Origin of the sequence: Rubritepida flocculans DSM 14296 (genome assembly GCF_000425365.1) — a bacterium.
Classification (GTDB): domain Bacteria; phylum Pseudomonadota; class Alphaproteobacteria; order Acetobacterales; family Acetobacteraceae; genus Roseococcus; species Roseococcus flocculans.
Window position 1 is genome coordinate 1 of record NZ_AUDH01000007.1, and the last position, 26422, is coordinate 26422.

Annotated in this window: 25 protein-coding genes and 1 pseudogene; 13 read left to right on the forward strand and 13 right to left on the reverse strand. The window is 72.7% G+C overall.

The window, feature by feature from the left end; genetic code table 11:
* Positions 1-308 (forward strand): annotated as a pseudogene (locus H596_RS24110) (IS110 family transposase); the annotation flags it as partial.
* Here H596_RS24110 and H596_RS22860 read toward each other — a convergent pair.
* The gene (locus tag H596_RS22860; RefSeq protein ID WP_084602642.1) at positions 305-967 is read right to left on the reverse strand and encodes a GOLPH3/VPS74 family protein; all 663 of its coding nucleotides are present in this window, start codon (positions 965-967) and stop codon (positions 305-307) included. The pseudogene H596_RS24110 and the gene H596_RS22860 overlap by 4 nt on opposite strands.
* A gap of 147 nt (positions 968-1114) precedes the next feature.
* Here H596_RS22860 and rutA point away from each other — a divergent pair, with 147 nt between their 5' ends.
* Positions 1115-2197, forward strand: coding sequence for a pyrimidine utilization protein A (gene rutA / locus H596_RS0108525; protein WP_027284523.1), 1083 nt, complete (start codon positions 1115-1117; stop codon positions 2195-2197).
* 254 nt (positions 2198-2451) lie between these two features.
* On the opposite strand, the gene H596_RS0108530 is transcribed toward rutA, so the two are convergent.
* The 5 genes from H596_RS0108530 to H596_RS0108550 form a co-directional block, all read right to left on the reverse strand.
* Complete coding sequence (locus H596_RS0108530) at positions 2452-3447, reverse strand: Bug family tripartite tricarboxylate transporter substrate binding protein (protein ID WP_037300650.1); 996 nt, start codon at positions 3445-3447, stop codon at positions 2452-2454.
* A 133-nt stretch (positions 3448-3580) separates the two neighbouring features.
* Complete coding sequence (locus H596_RS0108535; protein ID WP_027284525.1) at positions 3581-4216, reverse strand: GOLPH3/VPS74 family protein; 636 nt, start codon at positions 4214-4216, stop codon at positions 3581-3583.
* Entirely contained in the window at positions 4213-5769 is a 1557-nt protein-coding gene (locus H596_RS0108540) for a gamma-glutamyltransferase (RefSeq protein ID WP_027284526.1), read from the reverse strand. The genes H596_RS0108535 and H596_RS0108540 overlap by 4 nt, the downstream gene beginning before the upstream one ends.
* A 230-nt stretch (positions 5770-5999) precedes the next feature.
* Positions 6000-6956, reverse strand: coding sequence for a Bug family tripartite tricarboxylate transporter substrate binding protein (locus H596_RS20805; protein ID WP_169579858.1), 957 nt, complete (start codon positions 6954-6956; stop codon positions 6000-6002).
* A 26-nt stretch (positions 6957-6982) separates the two neighbouring features.
* Positions 6983-7888 carry a dioxygenase family protein gene (locus H596_RS0108550; RefSeq protein ID WP_027284527.1) on the reverse strand — a complete coding sequence of 302 codons (906 nt, stop codon included), beginning with the start codon at positions 7886-7888 and terminating at the stop codon, positions 6983-6985.
* Between the two features lie 118 nt (positions 7889-8006).
* Between H596_RS0108550 and H596_RS0108555 the strand changes: the two genes are divergently transcribed.
* The 7 genes from H596_RS0108555 (at position 8007) to H596_RS20810 (ending at position 16958) form a co-directional block, all read left to right on the forward strand.
* Positions 8007-9047: a 5-methyltetrahydropteroyltriglutamate--homocysteine methyltransferase gene (locus tag H596_RS0108555; RefSeq protein WP_027284528.1), complete on the forward strand. Its 1041-nt coding sequence runs from the start codon at positions 8007-8009 to the stop codon at positions 9045-9047.
* A 97-nt stretch (positions 9048-9144) separates the two neighbouring features.
* On the forward strand, positions 9145-11283 hold the full coding sequence (locus H596_RS0108560; protein WP_037300659.1) for a malate synthase G: 2139 nt from the start codon (positions 9145-9147) through the stop codon (positions 11281-11283).
* An 83-nt stretch (positions 11284-11366) separates the two neighbouring features.
* Positions 11367-12275, forward strand: coding sequence for an SDR family NAD(P)-dependent oxidoreductase (locus H596_RS0108565; RefSeq protein ID WP_027284530.1), 909 nt, complete (start codon positions 11367-11369; stop codon positions 12273-12275).
* A gap of 7 nt (positions 12276-12282) precedes the next feature.
* A complete protein-coding gene (locus H596_RS0108570; protein WP_027284531.1) occupies positions 12283-13440 on the forward strand; it encodes an acyl-CoA dehydrogenase family protein in 1158 nt (385 codons plus the stop codon).
* A complete protein-coding gene (locus H596_RS0108575) occupies positions 13437-15473 on the forward strand; it encodes an acetate--CoA ligase family protein (RefSeq protein ID WP_027284532.1) in 2037 nt (678 codons plus the stop codon). Before H596_RS0108570 ends, H596_RS0108575 begins: the two co-directional genes overlap by 4 nt.
* Positions 15470-16285, forward strand: a complete 816-nt coding sequence (locus H596_RS24565) for a nitroreductase family protein (protein ID WP_037300661.1) — start codon at positions 15470-15472, stop codon at positions 16283-16285. The genes H596_RS0108575 and H596_RS24565 overlap by 4 nt, the downstream gene beginning before the upstream one ends.
* On the forward strand, positions 16278-16958 hold the full coding sequence (locus tag H596_RS20810) for an NUDIX hydrolase (protein WP_245583973.1): 681 nt from the start codon (positions 16278-16280) through the stop codon (positions 16956-16958). The genes H596_RS24565 and H596_RS20810 overlap by 8 nt, the downstream gene beginning before the upstream one ends.
* Here the strand turns inward: H596_RS20810 and H596_RS0108590 are convergent.
* From H596_RS0108590 to H596_RS0108605, 4 genes are read right to left on the reverse strand one after another with little or no spacing between them, the layout of a single operon-like run.
* Entirely contained in the window at positions 16951-17832 is an 882-nt protein-coding gene (locus H596_RS0108590) for an MBL fold metallo-hydrolase (RefSeq protein ID WP_027284534.1), read from the reverse strand. The two genes, H596_RS20810 and H596_RS0108590, sit on opposite strands and share 8 nt — an antisense overlap.
* Positions 17829-18722 carry a DMT family transporter gene (locus H596_RS0108595; RefSeq protein ID WP_084602643.1) on the reverse strand — a complete coding sequence of 298 codons (894 nt, stop codon included), beginning with the start codon at positions 18720-18722 and terminating at the stop codon, positions 17829-17831. The genes H596_RS0108590 and H596_RS0108595 overlap by 4 nt, the downstream gene beginning before the upstream one ends.
* Complete coding sequence (locus H596_RS0108600) at positions 18706-19650, reverse strand: DMT family transporter (protein ID WP_245583974.1); 945 nt, start codon at positions 19648-19650, stop codon at positions 18706-18708. Before H596_RS0108600 ends, H596_RS0108595 begins: the two co-directional genes overlap by 17 nt.
* A complete protein-coding gene (locus tag H596_RS0108605) occupies positions 19643-20467 on the reverse strand; it encodes an FAS1-like dehydratase domain-containing protein (protein WP_027284537.1) in 825 nt (274 codons plus the stop codon). The genes H596_RS0108600 and H596_RS0108605 overlap by 8 nt, the downstream gene beginning before the upstream one ends.
* Positions 20468-20605: 138 nt before the next feature.
* Here H596_RS0108605 and H596_RS0108610 point away from each other — a divergent pair, with 138 nt between their 5' ends.
* The 3 genes from H596_RS0108610 to H596_RS0108620 are packed head-to-tail and all read left to right on the forward strand — an operon-like array spanning position 20606 to position 22663.
* On the forward strand, positions 20606-21349 hold the full coding sequence (locus tag H596_RS0108610) for a class I SAM-dependent methyltransferase (protein WP_027284538.1): 744 nt from the start codon (positions 20606-20608) through the stop codon (positions 21347-21349).
* Positions 21346-22311 (forward strand): glycosyltransferase family 2 protein, encoded by a 966-nt coding sequence (locus tag H596_RS0108615; RefSeq protein WP_027284539.1) that lies wholly within the window; start codon positions 21346-21348, stop codon positions 22309-22311. The genes H596_RS0108610 and H596_RS0108615 overlap by 4 nt, the downstream gene beginning before the upstream one ends.
* Before the next feature lie 10 nt (positions 22312-22321).
* Complete coding sequence (locus H596_RS0108620) at positions 22322-22663, forward strand: DMT family transporter (RefSeq protein ID WP_027284540.1); 342 nt, start codon at positions 22322-22324, stop codon at positions 22661-22663.
* Between the two features lie 9 nt (positions 22664-22672).
* On the opposite strand, the gene H596_RS20815 is transcribed toward H596_RS0108620, so the two are convergent.
* From H596_RS20815 to H596_RS0108635, 3 genes are all read right to left on the reverse strand, one after another.
* Positions 22673-23437, reverse strand: a complete 765-nt coding sequence (locus H596_RS20815) for a creatininase family protein (RefSeq protein ID WP_037300663.1) — start codon at positions 23435-23437, stop codon at positions 22673-22675.
* Between the two features lie 185 nt (positions 23438-23622).
* Entirely contained in the window at positions 23623-25164 is a 1542-nt protein-coding gene (locus H596_RS0108630) for a cryptochrome/photolyase family protein (protein ID WP_027284541.1), read from the reverse strand.
* A gap of 5 nt (positions 25165-25169) precedes the next feature.
* A complete protein-coding gene (locus tag H596_RS0108635; RefSeq protein ID WP_027284542.1) occupies positions 25170-25796 on the reverse strand; it encodes a DUF6134 family protein in 627 nt (208 codons plus the stop codon).
* Between the two features lie 77 nt (positions 25797-25873).
* Here H596_RS0108635 and H596_RS0108640 point away from each other — a divergent pair, with 77 nt between their 5' ends.
* Entirely contained in the window at positions 25874-26422 is a 549-nt protein-coding gene (locus H596_RS0108640) for a SixA phosphatase family protein (RefSeq protein WP_245583975.1), read from the forward strand.

Sequence of the window (26422 nt, forward strand, 5' to 3'; positions counted from 1 at the left end):
CCTGGCTCAAGACCACCCTCGTCCAGTGCGCCTGGGCCGCCACCCGCAAGAAGGACAGCTATCTCCGCGCCCAGTTCCACCATCTGCGACAGCGCCGCGGACCGAAAAAAGCCATCTGCGCCGTCGCCGCCTCCATCCTCACCGCCGTCTGGCACATGCTCCAAAACGGAACCTTCTGGCACGATCTCGGACCAAATCACTTCCACCAACGCTCGCCAGAACAGCAGGCACGTCACCTCGCCGCCCAAATCATAAAGCTCGGCTTCGCATGCTCCTTCGAACCACAAGCCGAGGGAGTTTCTGTCTAGTGCGCCCCGGCGAAGGCCAGCATCATGGCGAACACCTCGCGCGTGACGCTGGAGAGGGTGCGGCCCAGCTCCTCCAGATCCGCCACCTGGTCCACCCGCGCGCCCACGCGCGCCTGCTCCTCGGGCGTCAGAATAAGTGGGATCAGCCCCGCCGAGCGCGCGAGGCCGATCAGCAGCGCGTCCTGCGGGTCGGGGATCTCGTTCTCCAGCAGCACCTGGCGCAGCCGGGCGCGCACCTCCTGCACCTCCGCCTCGCCCTCGGGGCCCTTGGGGTAGCGACGGTCGGGAAACACCCAGAGGAAACGCCCCTCCTCCCGCCGCAGCACGCCCTTGGCCACCAGCCTGTCGAGCACCATGGCGCGGAAATGCTCGGCGTGGCGGCCGAGTTCGACGATCCAGTACCGGCTGTCGCGCAGGCCCGCCTCGGGGCTGGAGGCGATCATCGTCATCGCCTCGTCCAGCACGGGGTCGCCCGAGGGGCGCTGGCTCGTCACCATCAGCCGCTCGAGGTCGGTGTCGATGCGCCCGTCGAGCGAGAGCTGCATCAGGATGGCGGTGGCGATGGCGTAGTCGCCCGCCGGCGCGGGAAGCCCAACCGGGCGGCCCGTCGCGTTGTCGAGCATGAGGAGCATGATCTCCTCCGGCATTGTCAGCTTCATCGCGCGGGGCTCCCGTCAGGCTGGCGTCGGGCGGATGGTGGGCGGGCGCCGGGGCCCTGTCCAGCACGGCGCCGCATGGCATGTGGATTGCTTGCCCTTTACCCGGCTGGCCGGGCCTTCCGGCCTCACGCGAGGGGCAGCACCGCGATGGACATCGGCGTCTTCATTCCCATCAACAACAATGGCTGGCTGATCTCGGAGAACGCGCCGCAGTACATGCCGTCCTTCGAGCTGAACAAGACGGTGGTGCAGAAGGCCGAAGCCTATGGCATGGACTTCGCGCTGAGCATGATCAAGCTGCACGGCTTCGGGGGAAAGACCGAGTTCTGGGACCACGGCCTCGAATCCTTCACGCTCATGGCGGGGCTCGCGGCGGTCACCTCGCGCATCAAGCTCTTCGCCTCCACGGCGGTGCTGACCATCCCGCCCGCCATCGTCGCGCGCATGGCGGTCACCATCGACAGCATCTCGGGCGGGCGCTTCGGGGTGAACATCGTCTCGGGCTGGCACAAGATCGAATACAGCCAGATGGGGCTGTGGCCCGGCGACGAGCACTTCGCCAAGCGCTACCAGTACAGCACGGAATATGTGCAGATCCTGCGCGACCTCTGGGAGAAGGGCGAGAGCGACCTCAAGGGCGCCTATTTCCAGATGGACAAGTGCAAGCTCTCGCCCCGCCCCTCCCGGCCCATCGAGATCGTCAGCGCCGGGCAGTCGGACACGGGCATGGCGTTCGGCGCGCGCTACTGCAACTACAATTTCTGCCTCGGCGAAGGCGTGAACGAGCCCACCAAGGCGGCCTCCGTCCCCGCCCGCATGCTCGAGCACGCGAAGAAGGCGGGGCGCGATGTGGGCGCCTACATGCTCTACATGGTGATCTGCGCCGACACGGACGAGGCGGCGATGGCCAGATGGGACAGCTATGTGAAGGGGGCGGATCGCGCCGCGCTCGAGCATCTGCTGGGCCATGCGGCGCATGACGTGAACACCGAGGCGACCTCCATGGCCGCGGCGGTGCAGCGCAACCCCTCGCCCATCAACTTCAACATGGGCACGATCGTGGGCAGCCCTGCCTCCTGCGCGCGCATGCTGGACGAGGTGGCGGCGATGCCGGGCGTAAAGGGCATCATGCTCTGCTTCGACGACTTCATCCAGGGCATGGACGACTTCGGGCAGAAGATCCAGCCGCTGATGAAGTGCCGGCAGGACAGGCTGCCGCTCGCGGCTTGATACGGGCGGCATCGCATGCCGCCCGTATCGCGCGCAGGGTTGGGGGGCACCCATCGAAGCTTTGCTTCGATGGGACCCGGCGTGGCGGCTGCGCGCCAGACCAAGGGCATACCAGCGGCCGCGCCGCCTTCTCAGCGGTCAAAGCAAGCGGCCGCTGGTATGATACGGGCGGCGCGAAAAAGGGCGCGTCCCGCCGGGGCGCGCCCTTCGCGTTCCGGCGGCGGGGCGCGACACCCCGCCGCACCCTCTGCGGTTCAGCTCGCCGCCTGGATGTTGTAGCGTCGCGCCACCTCGCGCGCCTGGGCAAGCTCGGTCTGCATGATGCGCACGAAATCCGCGCCAAGCGGCACCGGGTTGCGCGGCAGCGTCTGCAGTTCCGTCATGCGCTGGAGCACGGCGGCGTTCTGCACGAGCTTCGGGATTTCCTGCATCATCCGCTCCGCGATGGGCTGCGGCAGGCCGCGCGGGCCCGACATGCCCACCCACTGCGTCTGAACGAGGCTCGGGAAGCCGAGCTCGGCGAAGGTCGGCACGTCCGGGAAGGCCGGCAGCCTCTGCGGCGAGGAGATGGCAAGGGCGCGCAGCGTGCCGTTCTGCATCGCGGCCACGTTGGTGGTGATCGGGTCGATCATCGTCTCGATGTGGCCGCCCAGCAGGTCACGCATGGCAGGCGCGGAGCCCGCATAGGGCGCGTGGTCGAGCTGCGTGAGGTTCGCCGTGCCCGTCAGCATCGCCCCCAGCATGTGCGGCGCCGAGCCGATGCCCGAGGAGCCATAGCGCGTGGGGCGCGTGCGCGCGGCCTGCAGGAAGTCCTGGAAGCTGCGCAGCGGGCTGTCCCCGCGCACGATCAGCACCGAAGGCGCCTCGACGAGCAGGCCGAGATGCGTGAAGTCGTTGATCGGGTCGAAGGGCAGCGTCGGCAGGGTGGCGGCCGAATAGACCATCACCGAGGCGTGCGTCATGAGGAAGGTGTAGCCGTCGGGGGCGGCCTTCGCGACATGGTCGGTGCCGATCACGCCGCCCGCGCCGGCGCGGTTCTCCACCACCACGTTCTGGCCCAGCGCCGCCTGCAGCACCGGCGCGACGAGGCGCGTCACCGTGTCCACGAGCCCGCCAGGGGGGAACTGCGCCACGAGGCGCACGGCGCCGCGCGAGGGCCAGGCGGCCTGGGCCTGGGCGGCGGTGGGGCCGAGGGCGGGGGCGGCGAGGAGGCCGGCGGCGGCCCCGAGCAGGTGGCGACGATGCATCATCCATGATCTCCCAAGGGCGCCCCGCCGCGCCCCTGCACAAGCGTTGTGCAGAAACGCCCGGCGAGGTCGTTCCGGGAGGTGATGCAGCAAGGATCGTGCCGCGGCGCCCTCACCCCGCGCGCAGCCGCAAACCTCACCCCGCGCGCAGCCGCGCGGCGTAGAGATCGGCCACCGTCTCGGCCAGGGAGCGGTTCAGCGCCTCCAGCCCCGCCACCAGCGCGATGCGCTCCCGCCGCGCCGCCAGCAACTCCTCCGGCAGCAGCACGGGCAGCAGCGCCACGGCGCGGGCGAGGCCGAGCAGCAGCGCTTCGCGCGGCTCGGGGATCTCCTCCTCCTCCACGATCCGGCGCAGCCGGGCGCGCACCGCGCGCGGCTCCGGCCGCTCGGCGGGGGTGACGTAGCGCCGGGCGGGAAAGACCAGCAGCACCCGCCCGCGCTCCTCGCGCAGCAGCCCCGTCTCGAGCAGCCGGCGCATCACGAGGGGGCGCAGCCCGGCCTCCTCGCGCGCCAGCAGCATCAGCGCGCCGCGCGAATCCCGCGCCTCGCCGATCTCGGCGAGCGTACGGTCCAGCACCGCATCGCCCGTCGCCTCGCGGGAGAGGATCTCCAGCCGGTCGCGATCCGTGTCCAGCCGCCCGGCGAGGGCGAGTTCCATCATCGCCGCCCCGGCCAGCGCGAGCGCGGCGGCGAGGCCCTGCCGCCCGAGGGGCCGGCCCGTCTCCTCGTCGAGGGTGAGGAGGGCGATCTCCTCGGGCAGCGAGAGGCTCATTCGGCGATGGCGGCCGACCAGGGCGACATGGCGTCGGTGACGCCCACGCGCATGCCCTCCTTCTGCTGGATCAGGTTGGGGCAGGCGAAGTTCACGGGCATCACGGCATGCTCGACCACCTCCACCGGCGCATCGGCGGCCAGCGCGGCGATCACCGCCTCGCCCAGGCGGCGATCGGCCGTCACCCCCTCGGGCCCGCTGACGTCGAGGCGCGGATGGTGCGCGGCGGCCTCGGGGTCCATGGCGAAATCCGCGACATAGGAGAGAAGCTGGAACACCGCGGCCATGATGCGCCGCCCGCCCGAGGCGCCGCCCGCGATCTCCGGGTTGCCCCGCGCATCGGGCAGGATCACGGGGCACATGTTGCACAGCGGCCGCTTGCCGGGCGCGATGGCGTTGGCGCTGCCCGGCGTCGGGTCGAACCACATCACCCCGTTGTTCATGAGCACGCCCGAGCGCGGCAGCACGAGGCGCGAGCCCATGGAGGAGAGCAGCGTGGTGGTCATCGCCACCATCATCCCCTCCTTGTCGGCGACCGTGAGGTGGGTGGTGCAGGACTCCGCGCCGGGCGGCTCCGCATCGCCGAGGCGCGAGAGGCGCTCGGCATAGCCCTCGCGCAGCGCGCGCGCGAGGTGGGCGTACCAGGCGGCGTCCGGCACCGCGCCATAGGGGGCGGATTCCATGCGCTCCAGTACGCGCATCAGCGTGGGCGCGGCGGTGAGCCCGTTGGCGAGCATCCAGCGCCGGCCGCGGAAGCGCGCCTCCAGCGCGGGGCGGACGCGCGCCCGGCAGTCGCGCAGATCATCGGCCGAGACGAAGCCCTCCATCTCGCGCATGTCGGCGGCGATGGCCGCGGCCACCTCGCCCTCGTAGAAGTCGCGCAGCCCGGCCTGCTGCAGGCGCTCCAGCGTCTCCGGCAGGCGGCCCAGCACGAAGAAGCCGGGCGTGCCCTGATAGGGCGGCACGGGGGGCAGCCCGTTCGGGAGGTAGATGCGCGCGCTCTCGGGGTAGAGGCGCAGGAAGGCGGCGCTGTTGGCGATCTTCAGCGTGGTGAACCAGTCCTGCGGCAGGCCGCGCTTCGCCAGCGCCACCGCGGGCGCCAGCACCTCGCGGATGGGCAGCCGCCCGTGGCGTTCGTGCAGCAGCGCATAGCCCGCCACCGCGCTCGGGATCAGCACGGATTTGGGGCCGTGGATGTTCGCATCGCCCACCACCTCGGGCCAGGCGAAGAGATCCTGCTTGTGCCGGCCGGTGAGCGGATAGGCCGAAGGGTCGAGCCCGCGCGGGGCCACGGGGCCGAAGTCGAAGGTCTCGCAGGGCCCGCCCGGGGCCATCACCTGGGCGAAGCCGATGCCGCCGAGGCCGGAGTTCCAGGGCTCCACGGCGGCGAGGGCGAAGGCGGCGGCCACCGCGGCGTCGGCCGCCGTGCCGCCGGCGCGCAGGATTTCGGCGCCGGCCTCGGCCGCGGCGCGCGCCTGGCTCGCCACCATTCCCCCCGCGCCGCGCCCGGCGGGCTTGCGGACATGCCAGTGCTGGGTGACGTGCGGGGTCATCGGGGCGCCTTTCCTTCCTCTGCGCGCCCATGGTCGGGCGCGCGGAGGCGGGCGTCCAGATGGGGGGTCATACCAGCGGCCGCTGTTTCTGACCCGTGCGAGAGCGGCGCGGCCGCTGGTATGCCCGTGTTTTGGCGCGCAGCCGCCACACCGGGTCCCATCGAAGCAAAGCTTCGATGGGTGCCCGGCAACCCTGCGCGCGATACGGACGGCATGCGATGCCGCCCGTATCAGTTGAGCTGGATGGTGCGCAGGATCTCGGCCTTCTGCGCCACATCCTCGGCGAGGCGGCGGGCGAAGGCCTCGCGGCCCAGGTAGAAATCCGCGGGCTGGGAGGCGCCGCGCGCCGCCGTGCGGTAGGCCTCGGTGGCGGCGGCGCGCTCGCAGGCGGCCTCGATGCGCGCGATCCGGTCCTCCGGCGTGGCGGCGGGGGCGAAGAGGCCGCCGAAGCTCGCCGGCGCCACGTCGAAGCCCTGCTCCACCGCCGTGGGCGCGTTGGGGAAATCGGGGTGGCGCGCGCGGTCGAAGACGGCGAGCACGCGCACATCGTTCCGCCCCGCGGCGGAGCCGAGCACGATGGAGCCCACGTCGATGCGCCCGGCCAGCACCTCGGTCAGCACCTGGGCGTCGGCGCGGAAGGGCACATGCTCGATCTCGACGCCCGCGGCGCGCAGCCACTGCACCATGGCGAGGTGCGGGATGGAGGTGATGCCGAGCGTGCCGTAGGTCATGCGCCCCGGATTCGCGCGCGCCCGCGCCTGCAGGTCGGCAAGGTCGCGGATCGGGCTGTCGGGCCGCACCACCAGCGCCATGGAGTTGCTGAACACCTGGCAGATCGGGCGGAAGCTGTTCACCTGCAGCCCCGAGGCGGCCTGCGTCACCGGCAGCACCGAGGCGACCAGGGCGGGCACGAAGAGGAGCGTGTGCCCATCGGGCGCCGAGCGCGCGACGAAGGCCGAACCCACCGCGCCCGCCGCGCCGTCGCGGTTCATCACCACCACGGGCTGGGGCAGGTGCGGCGCCATCTGCTGCGCCAGCGCGCGCACCAGCAGGTCGATCGCGTTGCCGGGCGGATAGGGCAGCACGATCTGCACGGGCCGGCTGGGGAAGGCCTCCTGGGCGCGGGCCATGGGGGCGAGCAGCGGCAGGGCCGCGACCCCGGCGGCGAGGCGACGACGGGTGAGCATGGGCGTGTCCTCCATCCGGGCTTCGGTCAGTTGCTGGGCACGAGCGTCGAGGGATCGGCGCCCACGCGGCCGCTGCCCTCGCCCCGCGCGCGAGAGAGGGTGAAGTCGTAGCGCACCGCCTCCGCCCCGGGCGCGGGCGAATCCGGCAGGTCGCGCCGCGGCGTCACCACCAGCGATTTCGAGACGCCGAACACCGTGTCGCTGTCCACATTCGGATCGTCGCTGAGATAAAGGGCGGTCACGAGATCGCGGTGGCCGGGCGCCGTGATCAGGATGTGGATGTGCGCGGGGCGGAAGCCGTGCCGCGCCTGGGCGCGGACCAGCGCGCCCACCGGCCCGTCCATCGGGATGGAGTAGCCGATGGGCTTTTCGGTGCGCAGGAAGTAGCGGCCTTCCGCGTCGCAGCGGAGCCGGCCGCGCATGTCCATCTCGTCCGGCGCATGGGCCTGCAGGTCGTAGAGGCCCTCGGCGTTGGTCTGCCACACGTCCATCACCGCGTGCGGGATGGGCTGGCCCTGCGCGTCGCGCACCTGGCCGTAGAGCACGAGTTCGGGCCCGCCCGGGCTGCGGGCGAGGCTGCCGCCCATCGCGATCTCCGGCGCGCCCTCGCGGAAGAAGGGCCCGAGCAGGCTGGTCTCGGTGCCCGCCGCCTCGCGGCCCGCCGCGTCGTGCATCACGTTGACGAGGCGCGAGAGGCCGAGCACGTCGGAGAGCAGGATGAACTCCTGCCGGATGGGCGAGCACATCTGCCCCACCGCGGTGAGGAAGGCGATGCCCTGCAGCCACTCGTCGGGTGTGAGCCTCACCTCGCGGGCGAAGGCGTGCAGGTGGCGCACCGCGGCCTCCATGATCTCCTTCAGCCGCGCATCCGGCGTGCCGGCCATCTGGGCGATGGCCTCCTCGGTGATCTGGTGGATGTCGATGTCCTGCATCCCGCGTTCCTCCCGTCCGTCGCGACTTGTGTGGTGCGCCGCGCGGCATGGGTCAATGGCGCGGGGCGCGGCCGCGTGCTAGCGAGCGCCCCCGTCACTCGCCCGGAGGAGAGCGCGCATGGCCGAGACCCGCATCCTGCCCACCACCGTCGTCGGCAGCTACCCCCAGCCCGCCTGGCTGGTGGACCGCGCCATCCTGACCAGGAACAACGTGGTGCCGCGGGTGCGGCTGAAGGAGATCTGGCGCGTCGCCGAGGACGCGCTGGAGCAGGCGCAGGACGACGCGACGCTCATCGCCATCCGCGACATGGAGCGCGCGGGCATCGACATCATCACCGACGGCGAGATGCGCCGCGAAAGCTACTCCAACCGCTTCGCGCTGGCGCTGGAGGGCGTGGACGTGGACAACCCGGCCGTGGTCCAGGGCCGCATGGGCAAGCCCACCCCGGTGCCGCGCGTCACCGGCCCCATCCGCCGCCGCCACGCCGTGGAGGTGCGCGACGTGCAGTTCCTGCGCGCCAACACCGACCGGCAGGTGAAGATCACCCTGCCCGGCCCCTTCACCCTCTCCATGCAGGCCAAGGACGAGCACTACGGCGACGAGGAGGCGCTGGCCATGGCCTATGCCGCCGTGGTGGCCGAGGAGGCGCGCGACCTCAAGGCCGCCGGGGCGGACGTGATCCAGCTCGACGAGCCCTGGCTGCAGGCGCGGCCCGAGCAGGCCAGGCGCTATGGCGTGAAGGCCATCAACCGCGCGCTGGAGGGGGTGGAGGGCACCACCGTCGTCCACCTGTGCTTCGGCTACGCCGCGCTGGTGACGGAGAAACCCTCCGGCTACTCCTTCCTCCCGCAGCTCGCCGACAGCATGGCCACGCAGATCTCCATCGAGGCGGCGCAGCCCAAGCTCGATCTCGGAATCCTCTCCGACCTCTCGACCAAGACCATCATGCTCGGCGTGCTCGACCTCGGCACGGCGGAGGTGGAGACGCCGGAGCTGGTGGCCGAGCGGCTGCGCGCCGGGCTGCGCCATGTGCCGGCCGAGCGGCTGGTGGCGGCGCCCGATTGCGGGATGAAATACCTCCCGCGCGAGCGCGCCTTCGCCAAGCTCAAGGCGCTGGCGGAGGGCGCGGCCATCGTCCGGCGCGAACTGGGCGCCTGATCGGGCGTCTCGGGGGGGGGCCGCCACCCCCCTACCCCCGCGCGGCGCGAGGGCGTAAAGCGCGCGGGATTGGTCGCTGCCCCGCGGAGAGTCCCGAATGAGCCTGCACGTCGCGCCTGAGCTGAAGTCCTTCATCGAGGCCGAGGCGCTGCCCGGCACCGGCGTCTCGGCCGAGGCGTTCTGGTCGGGGCTGGGGTCGCTGCTGGCCGATCTCGCGCCGCGCAACGCCGCGCTGCTCGCGAAGCGCGACGCGCTGCAGGCGAAGATCGACGCCTGGCACCGCGCCCATCCGCAGAAGCCCATCGACGCGGCGGCCTATGAGGCCTTCCTGCGCGAGATCGGCTATCTTCTGCCCGAGCCGGAGGATTTCGCCGTCACCACCGCGAATGTGGACCCCGAAATCGGCGGCGTGGCGGGGCCCCAGCTCGTGGTGCCCGTCTCCAACGCGCGCTATGCGCTGAATGCGGCCAATGCGCGCTGGGGCAGCCTCTACGACGCGCTCTACGGGACGGACGCGATCCCCGAGACGGACGGGGCCGAGCGCGGCAAGGGCTACAACCCCGCCCGCGGGGCCAAGGTCATCGCCTTCGCGCGCAAGACGCTGGACCGGATCGCGCCGCTCTCCGGCGCGGGCCATGCCGAGGCGCTGAAGTACACGGTGAAGGACGGCAAGCTCGCGGTGGTGCTGCAGGGCGGGGGCGCCACGGGGCTCAAGCACCCCGAGCGCTTCGCCGGCTATCGCGGCGAAGCGGCCGCGCCCAGCGCCATCCTGCTGCGCCACAACGGGCTGCACGCCGAGATCGTGATCGACCGCGCCCACATGATCGGCAAGGAGGATCCCGCGGGCGTGGCGGATGTGGTGCTCGAGGCCGCGCTCACCACCATCCAGGACTGCGAGGACAGCGTGGCGGCCGTGGACGCGGCCGACAAGGTGGCCGTCTATCGCAACTGGCTCGGCCTGATGAAGGGCACGCTGACGGCGGAGTTCGAGAAGGGCGGCCGGACGCTGACGCGCCGCCTGGCCGAGGACCGCCGCTACACCGCGCCCGACGGGGCGACCTTCACCCTGCCCGGCCGGTCGGTGATGCTGGTGCGCAACGTCGGCCACCACATGATGACCGACGCGGTGACCTGGAACGGCGAAGAGACGCCCGAGACGATTCTGGACGCGCTGGCGACGAGCCTCATCGCGCTGCACGACATCCGCGGGGCGCGGATGAACTCGCGCGCCGGCAGCGTCTACATCGTGAAGCCCAAGATGCACGGGCCGGAAGAGGTGGCCTGGGCGGTGGAGCTCTTCGCGCGCGTCGAGTCCATCCTCGGCTTGCCCCCCGCCACGCTCAAGATGGGGATCATGGACGAGGAGCGCCGCACCACGGTGAACCTCAAGGCCTGCATCAAGGAGGCGGCCGAGCGCGTGGTGTTCATCAACACGGGCTTCCTGGACCGCACCGGCGACGAGATCCACACCTCGATGGAAGCCGGCGCCATGATCCGCAAGAACGACATGCGCGGCACCGCCTGGATCAAGGCCTATGAGGACTGGAACGTGGACATCGGCCTGATGTGCGGCCTGCGCGGGCGCGCGCAGATCGGCAAGGGCATGTGGGCGATGCCCGACGCCATGGCCGCCATGCTGGAGCAGAAGATCGCCCACCCCAGGGCGGGCGCGAACACCGCCTGGGTGCCCTCGCCCACCGCGGCCACGCTGCACGCGCTGCACTATCACGAGGTGGACGTGGCCGCGCGGCAGGAGGAGATCGCCCGGGGCGGCCGGCGCGCGAAGCTCGGCGACCTGCTGACCATTCCCGTCGCCACCCAGACCAACTGGCCCGCCCAGGACATCCAGGCCGAGCTCGACAACAACGCCCAGGGCATCCTCGGCTATGTGGTGCGCTGGGTGGACCAGGGCGTGGGCTGCTCCAAGGTGCCCGACATCCACGATGTGGGGCTGATGGAGGACCGCGCGACGCTGCGCATCTCCTCGCAGCACATCGCCAACTGGCTGCGGCACGGCATCGTCACCGAAGCGCAGGTGATGGAGACGATGAAGCGCATGGCCGCGGTGGTGGACCGCCAGAACGCGGGCGATCCGGCCTACAGGCCCATGGCGCCGGGCTTCGACGGGCCGGCCTTCCAGGCGGCCTGCGCGCTGGTCTTCGAGGGGGCGGCGCAGCCCAACGGCTACACCGAGTTCCTGCTGACCAAGTTCCGCCGGATCGCCAAGGCGGGGTGATCCTCGCGCGCGCCGCCCGGCTTCACGCAGGGCGGCGCGCGTTCTAGCCTCCCCGCGCCAGGCAAGGTCGAGGAGGAAGCGCCATGATGCTCAAGGACAAGGTCGCCGTCGTCACGGGTTCGGGGGGCGGCATCGGGCGCGAGATCGCCCTCGCCATGGCCGAGGCCGGCGCGAAGGTGGTGATCAACGACGTGGGCGCCTCGCTGGGCGGCGAGGGCTTCTCCGCCACCCCGGCCGAACAGACCAAGGCGCTGATCGAGCAGCGCGGCGGCCAGGCCGCCATCAGCACGGACAGCGTCGCCACCTGGGCCAGCGCGCAGAAGATCGTGCAATGCGCGCTGGACAGCTTCGGGCGCATCGACATCGTGGTGAACAACGCGGGCATCCTGCGCGACCAGATCTTCCACCGCATGACGCCGGAGGAATGGGACGCGGTGATCGCCGTCCACCTCAACGGCAGCTTCTACGTCAGCCGCGCGGCGGCGACGCATTTCCGCCAGCAGGAGAGCGGCGCCTTCGTCCACATCACCTCCACCTCGGGGCTGATCGGCAATTTCGGACAGGCGAACTACTCGGCGGCGAAGCTCGGCATCGTGGCGCTGTCGAAGTCCATCGCGCTCGACATGAAGCGCTACAACGTGCGCTCCAACTGCCTCGCCCCCTTCGCCTGGAGCCGCATGACGAGCAGCATCCCCGCCGAGACGCCCGAGCAGAAGGCGCGCGTGGAGCGGCTGATGCGCATGGGCCCGGAGAAGAACGCGCCGCTCGCCGTCTTCCTCGCATCCGATGCGGCCGCCGAAGTCACGGGCCAGATCTTCGCGCCGCGCATGCACGAGCTGTTCCTGTTCAGCCAGAACCGCCCGATCCGCTCGGTGCACAGCGAGAGCGGCTGGACGCCCGAGAAGATCGCCGAGATCGCCCTGCCCGCGCTGCGCGCGAGCTTCATCCCGCTCGAACGCTCGGGCGACGTGTTCAGCTGGGACCCCGTCTGAGCCGGCGATGGATTTCCGGCTGACCGAGGAGCAGGCGGCCTTCCAGCAGGTGGTGCGCGGCTTCGCCGAACGCCACCTCGCCGCGGGCGCCGTCGAGCGCGCCCACACCGTGGGCTTTCCCTGGGATGTGGCGAAGCTGATGGCCGCCCAGGGCCTGTTCGGCATCATGCTGCCCGAGGAGGATGGCGGCCAGGGCGGCACGCTGCTCGACGCGGTGCTGGCCATGGAGCAGATCGCCGCCGTCTGCCCGCGCAGCGCGGATGTGCTGCAGGCGGGCAATTTCGGCGCCTTCCGCACGCTCGCTGAATACGCCACGCCCTGGCAGAAGGAGCGCTTCTTCCGCCCCCTCCTCGCCGGCGAGGCCGTGGCCGCCGTCGGCATGACGGAGCCCGAGGCGGGCTCCGCGCTGACCGACCTCACCACGCATTGCGTGCCGGACGGCGCGGGCTGGCGCCTCAACGGGCAGAAGGTGTTCACGACCAACAGCGCGGAGGCGAATGTCTTCGTCGTCTATTGCCGCTTCGGGCCCGGCGTGGGCGGCATCGGCTCGGTGCTGGTGGAGCGCGGGATGGAAGGCTTCCGCCTCGGCGCGCCCAGCCTCTACATGAACGACGAGGAGTGGTGCGCCCTCTACTTCGACGACGTGTACATCCCGCCCGAGATGGTGCTGCTCGGCCCCGGCGGCTTCAAGAAGCAGATCGGCGGCTTCAACGTGGAGCGCGTGGGCAACAGCACGCGCGCGCTGGCGCTGGGCGAATACTGTTTCGCGCAGGCGCGCGCGCACGCGATGACGCGCCGGCAGTTCGGCCGCCCGCTGATGGAGTTCCAGGGCCTGCAGTGGAAGTTCGCGGAGATGCGCGTGGCGCTGGACGCCGCGCGGCTGCTGCTCTACCGCGCGGCGGCCAACGCGGGCCGCGGCCTGCCCGACGCGCAGGAGGTGGCGATCGCCAAATACGCCTGCAACCAGGCGGGCTGGCTGGCGGCCAACGAGTCCATGCAGGTGATGGGCGGCATGGGCTACTCGAAGGATCTCCTCATCGAGTACTGCGTGCGGCGCACGCGCGGCTGGATGATCGCCGGCGGCAGCCTCGAGATGATGAGGAACCGCATCGCCGAGGGCGTGTTCGGCGTCAGCTTCTCCCAGCGCCCCCCGAAACCCGCATGAAGGCGCTGCTGGCCCCGCAGCGCATCGCCCTGATCGGCGCCTCGGCGGATCCGGCGCGCCTCACCGCCCGGCCGCAGATCTATCTCCGCCGCCACGGCTATGGGGGCGCGCTCTATCCGGTGAACCCGCGCGCCGGCGACATCCTCGGCGAGCCCGCCTTCGCGCGCGTGGAGGACATCCCGGGCGAGATCGACTTCGCCTACATCCTGCTCGGCACGGAGCAGGTCGAAGGCCAGATCGAGGCCGTCGCCGCCAAGGGCGCGCGAGTCGCCTGCGTGCTGGCCGACGGCTTCGCCGAGGCGGGCGAGGAAGGCGCGGCGCGCCAGGCGCGCTGCGTCGCCGCAGCCCGCGCGGCGGGAATGCGGCTGCTCGGCCCCAACTCCATGGGCGTCATCAACATCCCCGCGCGCATCGCCGCCAGCGTGAACGCGGCGCTGGAGGCCGAGACTCTGCCGGAGGGGCGCGTCGCGCTCGTCAGCCAGTCGGGCTCCATGCTGGGCGCGATCCTCTCGCGCGGCGCGGCGCGCGGCATGGGCTTCTCGCACCTCATCGCCACCGGCAACGAGGCGGACCTCACCGCGGGCGAGATCGCCGCCATGCTGGTGGAGGAGCCCGGCGTGGACGCGGTGATGCTCTTCCTCGAGGCCATCCGCGCGCCACAGCACTTCGCGCACGCCGCCTGGAGGGCGCGCGCGGCGGGCAAGCCGCTCATCGCCTACAAGCTCGGCCGCTCGCCCTACGGGGCGGAGCTCGCCACCAGCCACACCGGCGCCCTGGCGGGCAGCGACGCGGCGGCCGAGGCCTTCTTCCGCGCGCACGGCATCCTGCGCGCGACGATGCTGGAGAGCTTCCTCGAACTGCCCGCGCTGGCGCTGGGCCGCACGCCCCAGGCCCGCAGGCGTCGCGCGGTCTCGGTGCTCACCACGACGGGCGGCGGCGGCGCGATGGCGGTGGACGCGCTGGGGGTGGCGGGCATCGAGGCGCGCCCGCCCGACGCAAAGGCGGCCGCCGCCCTGGCGGCGGCGGGCATGGCGGCCCATGGCCGGCTGCTCGACATGACGCTGGCCGGCACGAAGCCCGAGCGCATCGAGGCCGCCATCACCGCCCTCGCCGCGGCCGAGGACACGGAGGCGATCATCCCCGTCATCGGCTCCTCCGCGCAGTTCCGCCCGCAGGATGCGGTGGCGGGCATCCTGCGCGGCCGCGACGCGATCCGAGGGGCGAAGCCCATCGCGGCCTTCCTCGCCCCCCAGGCCGACGCCTCGCTGCGCCTGCTGGCCGAGGCGGGCATCCCGGCCTTCCGCACGCCGGAGTCGCTGGCGGATGCGATGCGCGCCTTCCTCGACTGGCGCGCGCCGCGCCCCGCACCGCACATCGCCGCCCCGCAGGCCGATCTCCCCGAGGCGCCGGACGAGGCGGACGCGCGCGAGCTGCTCGCGGCCCTCGGCCTCGCCTCGCCCTTCGCGCGCTTCACCGAGGCCGACGCCCCGCCGGAGGGGCTCTGCTATCCCGTCGCGCTCAAGATCCTCTCGCCCGACATCGCGCACAAGACGGAGCTCGGCGGCGTCGTGCTGAACATCGCGGATGCGCGCCAGCTTCGCGTCGAGGCGGCGGCGATGCGCGCGCGCGTGCACCGCGCCGCACCCGCCGCGCGCATCACGGGCTTCCTCGTGCAGGGCATGGCGAAGGGGCTCGCGGAGGCCATCCTGGGCTTCCGCCGCGATCCGGAGGTCGGGCCCATCGTGCTGCTCGGCGCGGGGGGCGTGCTGGCGGAGCTGCACCGCGACGTCGCCATCCGCCTCGCGCCGCTGCATCTCGACGAGGCGCGGGAGATGATCGCGGAGGTGCGCGCGCTGCGCGTGCTCACCGGCTGGCGCGGCCTGCCGCGCGGCGATCTCGAGGCGCTGGCGCAGGCCATCCTCGCCATGGGCCGCCTCGCCGCGCTCGAGACGGTGAAGGAGGCCGAGGTGAACCCGCTGATGATCCACGAGCGCGGCCTGACCGTCGCCGACGCCTGGGTGGTGCGCGCATGAGCGACCCCCGCGCGCTGATCGAGGCCCGCTTCGGCTTCCTGCCCTTCACACCGCCCGCCGAGATTCCCCCCGCGCTCGCGCAGCTTCTCGACCGGCGGGTGACGCGCCGCTACCGCCCCGATCCCATTCCCGCGCCGCTGCTCGACACGGTGCTCGCCGCCGCCGCCTCCGCGCCCTCCAAGAGCGACATGCAGCAGTGGAGCGTCGTGGTGCTCGAGGAGGCGGCGCCCATCGCCGCCATCGCGGACTGGATCGGCGGCATGCCCTGGATCAAGGACGCGCCGGTGCTGCTCGTCTTCTGCGCCGATGTCCGCCGCGGCCGCGACATCTGCGCCCGCGCGGGGCGCGAGCACGCGAACGACAATCTCGACACGCTGCTCAACGCGGCGGTGGACGCCGCCCTCGCCATGGGCATGGCGATCGTGGCGGCGGAGGCGGCGGGTCTCGGGAGCTGCCCGATCAGCTATGTCCGCAACCACCTCGAGAAGATCGGCCCCCTGCTCGGCCTGCCCAAGGGCGTGTTTCCCGTGGCGGGGCTGACGCTCGGCTTCCCCGAAGCGCGGAACCCGGTCTCGGTGCGGCTGCCGCCGGCGGTGACGGTGCATCGCGGCCGCTACGACGCCTCGGGCGAGGCCGAGGCCATCGCCGCCTATGACGCGCGCCGGCCGCCCGCCCGGCCCCGCTATCCGGAGATCCACGGCCCCGCGCCCGAGGGCTGCCGCTGGAGCGAGAACCTGGCCCGCCAGCTCTCCGTGCCCGAGCGCGCGGGCTTCCGCGCCTGGCTGCGCGCGCGGGGCTTCGCGCTTGACTGAGCGCCCGGGCGCCGACAACCCGGGCGTGGCCGACGCCGCGGGCCGCACGGCGCGCCGCGTGACGCCGAAGGATGCGGCGAGCCTCCTCCTCTGGCGCGAGGGCCCGCGCGGCGTGGAGGTGCTGATGGGCCGCCGCCACCACGCGCTGCGCTTCATGCCGGGCGTGCTGGTCTTTCCCGGCGGCCGCGTGGACCGCGGCGATTACCGCGCGCCCGCGCTCTCCGAACTCTCGCCCCTGACGCGGCGGATGCTGGAGGTCTCGGCGCGGCCCTCCCTGGCGCGGGCGCTGGCGGTGGCGGCGGCGCGGGAACTGCACGAGGAGACGGCGCTGCTGCTGGGCGAGCTGCGCGAGGGGCGGCTCGCGCCCGATCTCGCGCCGCTCTCCTATCTCTGTCGCGCCATCACGCCGGTGGGTCGGCCGCTGCGCTTCCACGCCCGCTTCCTCATCGCGCCCGCCGAGGCGGCGCGCGGGGCGATCCAGGGATCGGGCGAGCTGGAGGAGCTGCGCTTCTTCCCGATGGACGACCTCGCGGGCCAGCCGGTGATGAACATCACCGCGCTCATCCTCGCGGAGTTCCGGGCCTGGCTCGCGCTCACGCCGCGCGGGCGTTCCACGCGCACGCTCATCGCCATCAAGGGGATGGACCGGCGCGTGCCCGAGCGGATCAGGTGAGTCTCCAGGCCTCGCCCTCGCGCCGCGCCACGCCGTCCTGCTCCAGCACGAGAAGCTGCGCGAGCAGGCTGCGCCCGGCGGCCCTGATCAGCCGCGGGTCCATCGGCCCATAGACGGGGCCGACCAGCGCCTCCGCCGTCATCGGCCCGCCCTCGCGCAGCGCCTGCACGATGCGCGCCTCGCGCCGCTGGCGGTGCTGGGCCAGCGCGTCGAGGAAGGGCATGGGCTCGGGCAGCTTCGGGCCATGGCCGGGCAGGTAGAGGCGGTCCTGCCCCTCGCGCGCGCGCAGCTTCGCAAGGCTCGTCATGTAGGCGCGCATGTCGCCATCGGGCGGGCTGACGACGCTGGTGGACCAGCTCATCACATGGTCCGCGCTGAACAGGATGCCCGTGCCCTCCAGCGCGAAGCAGAGGTGGTTGCCGCAATGGCCGGGCGTGAACAGTGCGGTGAGGCGCCAGTCGTGGCCCTCGACCGCCGCGCCGTCGGCCAGGCGGTGATCGGGCTGGAAGTCATGGTCGCCGCCCTCGCCGCCTTCCTCGGGCGGGGTCGCGTGCGGGCCGTGGGCGTAGCTCGGCGCCCCCGTCGCGGCCTGCAGCGCGGCCGCGCCCGGCGAGTGGTCGCGATGGGTGTGCGAGACGAGGATGTGCGTGATGCGCTCGCCGCGCGTCGCCTCCAGGATGGCCTGCAGATGCGCCGCATCGGCCGGGCCCGGATCGAGCACCGCGACCGAGGCGCCGCCCCCGATGAGGTAGGTGTTGGTGCCGCGCCAGGTGAAGGCGCCCGGGTTGTCGCACAGGATGCGCCGCACGCCGGGCGCGATGCGCTCCACCGCGCCGGGGGCGAGCCCATCCTCGCGCAGGAAGGGAACGCTCATCGCTTCGCACCTCGCTTGATCTCGCGGTGCAGGATGTAGAGGGAGGCGAGCACGATCAAGCCCGCGCCGAGGAAGGTCATCGGCCCCGGCACCTCGCCGAAGAGGATCCAGCCCAGCAGCACCGCCCAGAGGATGCCCGTGTAGCTGTAGGCGCCGAGCGAGGAGACCTGCGCGGAGGCGAAGGCCTCGGTCAGCAGCACCTGCGCCACGCCGCCCACCAGGCCGACGGCGAGCAGCAGCCAGAACTCGGTCCATGTGGGCGTCACCCACAGGAAGGGCAGAGTCATTCCCGTGAAGGCCGTCATCAGCAGCGACTGCCACAGCACGATGGTGGTGGAGCGCTCGGTGGAGGAGAGGCTGCGCACGAGCAGCGTGGTCATCGCCGAGAACACGCCGTGCAGCACCGCCACCGCCATGCCGATGGCGACCCAGGCCTCCACCACGCCCTGGAAGGCGCCCTGGCCGAGCGCGATGACGAGGATGCCCAGGAACCCCAGCGCCACCGCCCCGAAGCGGTGCACGCCCACGCGCTCGCCCAGGAAGGGAATGGCGAGCAGCGTGACGAAAAGGGGCGTGGTGAAGGTCAGCGCCGTCTGCTCCGCGAGCGGCAGCACGGTCAGCGCGAAGAAGGAGCAGCCCATGGCGAGCGTGCCCGTGGTGGCGCGCAGCAGGTGCTGCGGGAAGCGCTGCGTGGCGAGCGCGAAGCCCTGCCCCATGCGCCAGACGATCAGCAGCACCACGGGCAGCGCGACCAGGCTGCGGAAGAACATGATCTCGGGGAAGGGGATGCGCGCGCCCAGCAGCTTCACCAGCGCGCCCATGAAGGTGAACAGCGCGGTGGCGGCGAGCATCAGCGCCGCCCCGCGCCGGGCGTCATGGCGCAGCGGCACGGCGGGCCCTTTCCTCGGCGCGGCGCACCCGCTCGCGGTGCAGGTTGTAGAGCCCCGCGCAGATGACGATGGCCGCCCCCGTCAGCGTGGTCCAGGCCGGCGCCTCGGCGAAGATGAGGAAGCCCAGCAGAAGCCCCCACAGCAGCGGCGTGTATTCGAGCGGCGCGAGCGAGGCGATGGGCGTCAGCGCGAAGGCGCGCGCGAAGAGCAGATGCGCCACCGCGTTGGAGACGCCGAAGAACACCAGCAGCAGCACCATCCACCAGGAGGGGAGGAGGCTCGGCTGCCCGGAGGCGGGCCAGAGCGCCTCCACCGGGTAGAGGATGAGCCCATAGGGAATGTGCACCGCCAGCATCCAGAAGGCGATGACGGAGGGCGTGTCGGTCGCGGCGAGGGTGCGCGTCCAGATGCGGCTCACGGCCATCCCCGCCACCGCGACCAGCAGCACCGGCGTCTCCCAGCGCCAGAGATCGCCGCCCGGCTGCAGCATGAACAGCACGCCGCAGAAGCCCACGAGGCAGGAGAGCCAGCGCCGCCACCCCACGCGCTCGCCCAGCATGGGAATGGCGAGCAGCGTCATCATCAGCGGCGCCGCCGCCGCCACCGCGTAGGAATCCGCGAGCCCCATGCCGGCGAGCCAGACGATGTACCACAGCACCGAGACGGAGCAGTGCAGCACCGACCGCCCGAGCACGAGCCGCAGGTTGCGCGGCCACAGCCCCGAGAAGCGCGCCAGCGCCGCCACCGCCAGCGCGCCGATCGCGCCGCGCCAGAGCATCGCCCCCGCCACGCCCACCTCGGGCAGGGCGAACTTCACGGCCGCATCGGCAAGCGAGATGACGACATAACCCAGCACGCCGATGGCCAGGCCGCGCACCGCCGCCTCGCCGCTCGTCGCGCGCCCCGGCGCGGCGGCGGGCTCAGGCAAGGGCGGCGTCCGCCTTCATGCAGGTGGCACCCGAGGCGTCGCGCGTCTCGCCGATCAGCCCCTCGCCCTCGCGCCGCGCCAGCAGGGCGAGCGGCGCGCCCGCGAAGGCGGGCCGCACGCCGCGGAAGGCGAAGCGCGCGAGGCGGCGGCCGGGCGCCGCGGCAAGCATGGTCGCGGCCAGCAGCGTCGCCTGCAGCGGCCCATGCACCACGAGGCCCGGATAGCCCTCCTCCGCGCGCGCGTAGTCGGCGTCGTAATGGATGCGATGCCCGTTGCCCGTCAGCGCCGAGTAGCGGAACAGCAGCACCGGATCGGGCGTGAGGTCGCGCCGCACCTCGGCCGCGAAGGGGGGCGCGGGCTCGGCCTCGCGCACCGCCGCGCCTTCCGTGCCGCGATAGACGATGTCCTGCTCCTCGCGCAGCACGGCCCCGCGCGGGTTGGAGAGGTCGTGCCGCAGGGTCACGAAGACGAGCCGGCCCGAACCGCCCGTCTTCTCCGTGACGGAGAGGATGGTGGTGACGCGCCGCACCGCCTCGCCCGCGCGCAGCGGGTTGCCGGTGAAGGACAGCCGCCCGCCCGCCCACATCCGCCGGGGCAGATCCTCGAGCGCGGGCAGGAAGCCGCCCCGCCGCGGGTGGCCGTCCGCGCCGATCCCGCAGGGGCGCCGCCAGTCCTGGAACAGCATCCAGTGCCAGAGCGGGGGTGCCTCCTCGCCCGGTGGCGGGGCGTCGAGGGTGGCGGCCATGCGCGCGAGCGCGGCGGGCGCCAGCACATCCTCCTGCGTCTCGCTGCGGCCGATGAAGGCCTCGAAGCCCATGGCGTGATCCCGGCGTGGTGCGTGCCGCAGCATGGGCCGAGCCCGGGGGGCGCGCAATCGCGCCGCGCCGCCGCCCTGCCCCGCTTTGGCCGCATCCGCGGCTGGACTTGGCCATGCTCCGCGCCGAAAAGGGGCGCCGTGGACCCGCACGAATACGCCCTGATGGACGCGGTCGAGGACCGCATGTGGTGGTATCGCAGCCTGCACCGGCATGCGCTGGAGGCGCTCGCGCCACTGCCGGCGGAGGCGGCGGTGCTGGATGCGGGCTGCGGCACGGGCGGCTTCCTCGCCCGGCTGCGGGCGCGGATGCCGCGCGCGCGCCTCTATGGGCTCGACTACGAACCGCAGGCCGCCCGCCGCGCGGCCGACAAGGCTCGGGCCGCCGTCACGGCCGGCACGGTCAACGCCCTGCCCTTCCCCGACGCCGCCTTCGACGCGGTGGTGAGCCTCGACGTGCTCTGCCATCAGGCGGTCGAGGAGGGCGCGGCGCTCGCCGAGTTCCGCCGCGTGCTGAAGCCGGGCGGGGCGCTGGTGCTGAACCTGCCCGCGCACGAGTGGCTGCGCTCGGCCCATGACGTGCGGGTGCACACCGCGCGCCGCTACGAACGGGCGGAGGTGGCGCGGAAACTCGCCGCCGCCGGCTTCGAGGACGCGCGCCCGCGCCACTGGAACAGCCTGCTGCTGCCGCTGATGTTCGTGCAGCGCAAGCTGCTCAAGCGCGACGAGGGCGCGGCCTCGGACGTGCAGCCCTTCCCGCCCTGGCTGGACGCCGGGCTCTTCGCCGCCTGCCGCGCCGAGGCCGCGCTGATGCGCGCGGGCCTCTCCTTCCCCCTGGGCGGTTCCGTCCTCGCCACCGCCCGCCGTCCCGGAACCACGCCATGAGCGACACGACACACCCCGTGGGACTTTCCATCGTCATCCCCGTCTATCGCGGGGCGAGCACCATCGGCCGGCTGGTGGAGGCGCTCTCCCAGCTCCGCCCGGCCGGGGGGCTCGAGATCATCCTGGTGAACGACGGCAGCCCCGACGATTCGGGCGATGTGTGCCGCCGCCTCGCCGAGACCGCCACGGTGCCGCTCACCTACATCGAGCACGCGCGCAATTTCGGCGAGCACAACGCGGTGATGACCGGCTTCCGCCACGCGCGCGGCGCCTATGTCATCAACATGGACGACGACCTGCAGAACCCGCCCGAGGAGGTGGTGCGCCTCTACGACCACGCCCGGCTGGGCGGCTGGGACGTGGTGTACACGCGCTACGCCAAGAAGGAGCACGAGGGCTGGCGCAACCTGGGCAGCCGCTTCGCCAACCGGGTCGCGGACGCGCTGCTGGACAAGCCCAAAGGCCTCTACCTCTCTTCCTTCCGCTGCATGAGCGCCCTCGTCGTGCGCGAGGTGACGAAGTACACCGGCCCCTACCCCTACATCGACGGGCTGATCATGCAGGTGACGCAGCGCATCTCCGTCATCGAGGTGGCGCATTACGCGCGCGCCGAGGGGCGGTCCAACTACAATCTCCGCCGGCTGGTGCGGCTGTGGCTGAACCTCGCCACCAACTTCTCGGTGCTGCCGCTGCGGCTGGCGGTGTTCGCCGGCGCGGCCATGGGGGCGCTCGGCTTCCTCATGGCGCTCGTCGTCATCATCGAGGCGATCTTCTTCGAGACGCCCTCCGGCTGGGCCTCGACGATGACGCTGATGCTGCTCATCGCCGGCGTGCAGTTCATGATCCTGGGCGTGCTGGGCGAATATGTCGGCCGCGCCTTCCTGATGGCGAACGGCAAGCCCCAGGGCGTGGTGCGCGAGGTGCTGCGCCCCCGGCGCGAGCGGGTGGAACCGGCCGAGTGAGCCCCGCGCGATGAGCTTCCACTGGGGCGCGCTGATCGCCGCCATCGCCTCCTCGCTGGTCGGGCAGGTGCTGCTCAAGGCGGGGGCCGAGGGCGGCACCGCCCAGGGCGTGATCGAGCAGTTCCTGCGCTGGCAGACGGTGCTCGGCATCGGCTTCTACGGCGCGGGCGCGCTGCTCTACATCATGGCGCTGCGCAAGATCCCGATGAGCGTCGCGCTGCCCTGCACAGCGGCGAGCTACGCGGTCATCGCCCTGATCGGCTGGTGGTTCTTCGCCGAGCCGCTGGGGGCGCAGAAGATCGCGGCCATCCTGCTCATCATCGGGGGCGTGGCGCTGCTCGCCACGGCCTGACCGCCCCCTTCACCGCCACAGCGCGGGGTTGGCGAGCAGCTCGGCGCATCTCTGCGCCACGGCGGCGAGGATCGCCTCGCCCTTCGCGGGGCTCGCCGTCCGCGCATCGCCGATCACGCCGCTCGGGCTGAGCTCGCGGAAGCTGCGGCGCATGAGAAGCCCGGGCGGCTGGCCCGGCACGCGGGTCGAGCCCGGGCCATGCGCCTCCTCCAGCCGCTCGGGCCGCACGCCCTCGGCCATCAGGTGCCAGACCATCGAGGTCTCGGCCTCGCAGGCGTGCATCAGCCCCGCCTGGCGTTCCAGCAGCGGCGAGATCGCCTCCGGCGCCATGTGCCAGTAGGTGCCGCCCGCGACGCGGATGCCGAGCGCGACAGAGAGCTCGGTGGCCGCCACGCCGATGGCCTCCGCATTGCCGCCATGGCCGTTGAGCAGCATCACGCGGCGGAAGCCGTGCCGGGCCGCGCTGCCCACCACGCCGCGCAGCACGGCCTGGAAGGCGGCGTTGTCCAGCGTCACCGTGCCGCCGAAGGCCATGTGGTGCTCGGCGAGCCCGGTCCAGACCACGGGGCTGACCAGCGCGCGCTCGCCCATGGCGGCGAGGCGCCGCGCCGTCTCCAGCGCCACGGCGCCGGCGAGCAGGATGTCGGTGCCGGTGCACAGATGCGGCCCGTGCTGCTCCAGCGAGGCGACGGGCACGATCAGCAGCGCATCGGCCGCGGCTTCGGCCTGCACCTCGGCGGCGGTGAGGCGCATCCATTCCAGGCTCCGGGTCATGCGGCGATTCTCCCTGCGTGGCGCGCCAGCAAGGCGCGCTTCGCCGCGCGCCGCAAGCCGCATACCGGCGGCCGCATGCCTCGACTCCCGAGAACGCGGCGCGACCGCTGCTATGCCCTTGTTTTGGCACGCCGCCGCCCGCCAACCCGGCGTGCGCGATGCGTCCGGCGTGACCGCCGGACGCATCATCCCGGCGGCAGCGGGGCGTGCCGGTCGAGGAAGGCGCGCGCCTCGGCCCGCATGGCCGCGAGCTTCGCGGGGTCCATCTTCCTGAGCGTGGCGAGCGGCATGGCCATGCGCGGGTTGGCCGCGAAGCGCTCCGCGTGGCGGGCGATGAAGTCCCAGTAGAGGAAGTTGAAGGGGCAGGCGCCCTCGCCCGCGCTGCGCTTCACGTCGAAGCGGCAGCGCGCGCAATGGTCGCTCATCCGCGCGATGTAGGCGCCCGAGGCCGCATAGGGCTTGGAGGCCATGATCCCGCCATCGGCATGGATCGCCATGCCATGGGTGTTGGGCAGCTCCACCCACTCGAAGGCGTCGGCATAGACGCTGAGATACCAGTCGTTCACCGCATCGGGGTGGATGCCGGCGAGCAGCGCGAAATTGCCCGTCACCATCAGGCGCTGGATGTGATGGGCGTAGGCGAGGTCGCGCGTCTGGCGCACCACGGAATCCACGCAGCGCATGCCGCTCTCGCCCGTCCAGTAGAACTCGGGCAGGGCGCGATGCGCCTCGAGCGCGTTGAGCGCGCGATAGCGGGGCATCTTCAGCCAGTAGAGGCCGCGCACATATTCGCGCCAGCCCAGGATCTGGCGGATGAAGCCCTCCACGGCGTTGAGCGGCGCCCGCCCCGCGCGCCAGGCGGCCTCGGCGGCGTCGCAGGCCTCGCGCGGCAGCAGCAGCCCGAGGTTGAGGCTGGTGGAGAGCAGGGAGTGGAACAGCGTCGCCTCGCCTTCCGCCATGGCGTCCTGGAAATCGCCGAAGCGGGGCAGGCGCTCGGCGATGAAGGCGGCGAGCGCGGCGCGGGCCTGCTGGCCGGTGACGGGCCAGTTGAACCCCTCCAGCGCGCCGAAGTGGCCTCCGAAGCGGCGGGCGACCATGTCCAACACCTCGCGCGTGATCTCATCGGGCGGGAAGCGCGGCGCGGGGGGCGGGACGAGGCCCCTGGGCAGGGGCTTGCGGTTCTCGGCGTCGAAGTTCCAGGCGCCGCCGACGGGCGCGCCGCCCTCCATCAGGTAGCCGGTGGCGCGGCGCATCTCGCGGTAGAAGAACTCCATGCGGAGCTGCGTCTTCGCCCCCGCCCAGCGGCGGAAGAAGGCAAGGCTCGCCAGGAAGCGTCCGTCCTCGCGGATCTCCACGGGCAGGCCGAGCGCCGCCTCCCAGCCGCGCATCTCCTCCAGCACCCGCCACTCGCCCGGATGGGTGCAGACGAGCCGCGCCGGGCGGTGGCGGGCGATGGCGCGCGCCACCTCGCCCGAGAAGCCGTGCGTGTTGGCGGGATCCTCGAGCCGCACGTGATCCACCCGCACCCCGCGGGCGGCGAGCGCGCGCGAGAAATGCCGCATGGCGGAGAGCACGAGGGCGATCTTCTGCGGGTGGTGGCGGGCGTAGGTGCATTCGCCCTCCACCTCCATCAGCAGCACCACGTCGCGCGCCGGGTCGAGATCCTCGAGGGCGGAGAGGCTCGGGCTGAGCTGGTCGCCCAGCACCACGCGCAGCGCGCCGGCCATGCGCGTCAGGCCGGCTCGTAGCTGACGGTGCTGCCGTCGTCGCCCTTGACGCTGTAGCCCACCCAGCGGCCGGCGGCGTCGTAGTCCAGCACCGCCTCGATCTCGCCCGCGCAGCGCCAGCGCAGCCCCCCGCCCGGCCGCGCCTCGCGGGTCCAGGAAAGCTCCATGGGCCGGCCCGTGCTGGTGCCGAAGACGGGCACGGCGCCGCCGAAGCGCTGCGGCTCCCACCAGGAGAGGGGCGCGGCCTCGGGCGGCAGGCGCAGCTCGCCCTCCGGGCCGCGCACGCGCACCCCGCCGGGCAGGGCCTCGGCGCTCACCTCCACCACGCGCCCGTTGCGGTTGAGGCGCGAGACGACGGAGACGAAGCGCCCGCCCTCCGTCACCTCCGTGTAGCGGTGCTCGAAGCGATAGACGACGACGCCGAGCACGCGCGGGGCCACCATCACCTCCGAGACGGCGGTGCGCCGCGCCCCCTGCTGGGTGAAAGTGACGTCATGGGTGCCGATGGCCATGCCCGCGCGCATCACGCGCCAGCGGTAGTCGCGCGGGCGATCGGCCAGGGCGGGCAGCGGCCGGGCGGCGGCGAGCGCGAGCAGGGCCCGGCGGGGCGGCGGGAGGAGGGAGGCAGCCATGCCCCCTGGTCTGGCGACGCGGGGCCCCGCGTCAAGGGCGCGCGGGCGGGGATAGGAAGCGGGGCGCGCGCCGTGGCATGATCGGGGCCGCGATGCGCCAGCTTCTGCTGCTCCGCCACGCCAAGTCCTCCTGGGACGATGCGCGGCTCACCGACCACGCCCGGCCGCTGAACGCGCGCGGGCGGCGGGCGGCCGACGCCATGGCGGCGCAGATGCGCGAGCTCGGCCTCGCGCCCGATGTGGTGCTCGTCTCCTCCGCCCGGCGCACGCTGCAGACGCTGGAGGCGCTGCAGCCGCTGGAGGGCAGCCCCATCGTCGAGGTGATGGACGAGCTCTACCTCGCCCCCTGGCCCGTGCTGATGGGCGCGCTGCGCCGCATCCCCGAGACGGCGCGCTCGGTGCTGCTCATCGGGCACAATCCCGGGCTGCACGATCTCGGGCTGGCGCTGATGGGGCCGGCGGGGGCGGCGCTGGGCAGCGCGGCGGCGCAGCGCCTGGCCGAGGGCTACCCCACCGGGGCGCTGGCCGAGTTCACCATCGCCTCGCGCTGGCAGGATCTCGCCGAGGGCGGCGGGCGCCTGGTGCGCTTCCTCGCTCCCCGGGATCTGCCCGAACTCACCGCCTGA